The organism is Microcystis sp. LE19-84.1B, from assembly GCF_027531875.1.
Lineage (GTDB): Bacteria > Cyanobacteriota > Cyanobacteriia > Cyanobacteriales > Microcystaceae > Microcystis > Microcystis panniformis.
Genome location: NZ_JAPZSR010000194.1, coordinates 1 through 1,637, shown reverse-complemented (window position 1 = coordinate 1,637; position 1,637 = coordinate 1). Strand labels below are relative to the sequence as shown.

Below are 1,637 nucleotides of genomic sequence, written 5' to 3'. Positions count from 1 at the left end.
CATTCATCGCTCAGATTAGTTAAGATGACATTACATGACTAATAATATTGACCATGACCGCTTATTTAAAGAGTTAATCTCCACCTTTTTTGTCGAATTTATCGAGTTATTTTTTCCTCAATTGATGGATTATTTAGATAGAGACTCGATTACTTTTTTAGACAAAGAAGTATTTACTGATGTCACGGAAGGAGAAAGATATGAAAGCGATTTAGTCGCACAGGTTAAGTTTCGAGGAAAAGAATCTTTTTTTCTGATTCATGTAGAGGCGCAGCAAAGTTCCCGCAAGTGGTTTAATCGGCGAATGTTTAGTTATTTTGCTCGCTTTCATGAGAAATTTGTTTTACCGATTTATCCGATTGTAATTTTTTCTTATTCAAAGCCAAAAAGAGAAGCGATTAGTCAATATGTAGTCGATTTTCCCGATTTTAAGGTATTAGAATTTAACTATCAAGTAGTGCAGTTAAATCGATTAAATTGGCGAGATTTTCTCAATCAACCGAATCCGGTTGCTTCAGCTTTGATGGCGAAGATGAACATTGCCGAGAAAGAGCGAGCCAAGGTTAAGGCGGAATGTCTGCGCTTGTTAATTACTTTAAGGTTAAATCCAGCGAAAATGCAATTAATTTCTGGATTTATTGATACATATCTCAATCTAAATCCAGTGGAAGAGATACAATTTCAAGAAGAGATTAGCACATTTAGTCAACCCGTACAGGAGGGAGTTATGCAAATTACCACCAGTTGGATGCGTCAAGGTATCGAACAAGGTATTGAACAAGGTATCGAACGGGGTATTGAACGGGAAAAAACATTGATTCTTCGTCAAATTAAACGCAAGTTAGGTGAGATTAATCCTTCGTTGGAAACTCAAATCATGCAGTTAAGTATTGATGATGTCGAAGTATTAGCAGAAGCTTTATTCGATTTCTCTACGGTTGAAGATTTAATCAATTGGTTAAATACTTTAATTACCCTGTAAAATTGTCATTTTCAGGGGGGGAATTAACAGATAAGCTTCAGTTTCAACACCATTATCGAGAAAATGGGTTTCTTAAAGAAACCCGTTTTCTGGACTTCAAGTGAGTTTTGATTGAAAGAGAAGGGTTAACGCGGGAAGCATCCCCCTTGTACTGACATCTCGGATGAGATTATACAATAGAGTTACAACCTAAAACATGACATCACAAACCGCCAATTATGATGAACCCTGGAAAGAAGCATTAAGCGAGTATTTTGAATCGTTTTTATACTTCTTTTTTCTCGAAGTTTACCAACTAATCAGTTATCAGTTACCAGTTATCAGTTATCAGTGACTAATTGGAAGCAAGTAGCAATCCCTTTGCTATAATAGTCATGGCACATCTGAAAACGAAAGCGACTACAGGGAAGCTGCCAGAACGGGAACAGTGGAAGTGGAGGTTAATCAGGGGATTATATGAAAAGGAGTTCGAGAGGGAACAGATAATTAAACTGTTTGAAATCATCGACAATATGATGACTTTATCCCCTGAATTACAGTCAAGTTTAGAGAGTAAAATCAAACAATTTGAGGAGGAAAGAACCATGCCTTTAATGAGTAATATGGAGTTACGAGGAAGGAAAATTGGTGAGGAAATTGGGGAGTTACGAGGAAT

The 1,637-nt window shown here is 36.6% G+C and carries 2 protein-coding genes and 1 pseudogene; all 3 read left to right on the top strand.

Features of this window, described 5'->3' with window-relative positions:
- Window positions 1-34: 34 nt before the first annotated feature.
- Window positions 35-982, top strand: a complete 948-nt coding sequence (locus O9324_RS11470; RefSeq protein ID WP_288140244.1) for a DUF4351 domain-containing protein — start codon at window positions 35-37, stop codon at window positions 980-982.
- Window positions 983-1,178: 196 nt separating this feature from the next.
- Window positions 1,179-1,316 (top strand): hypothetical protein, encoded by a 138-nt coding sequence (locus tag O9324_RS11465; RefSeq protein ID WP_288140243.1) that lies wholly within the window; start codon window positions 1,179-1,181, stop codon window positions 1,314-1,316.
- A 40-nt stretch (window positions 1,317-1,356) separates the two neighbouring features.
- A pseudogene (locus O9324_RS11460) lies at window positions 1,357-1,637 on the top strand (hypothetical protein); the annotation flags it as partial.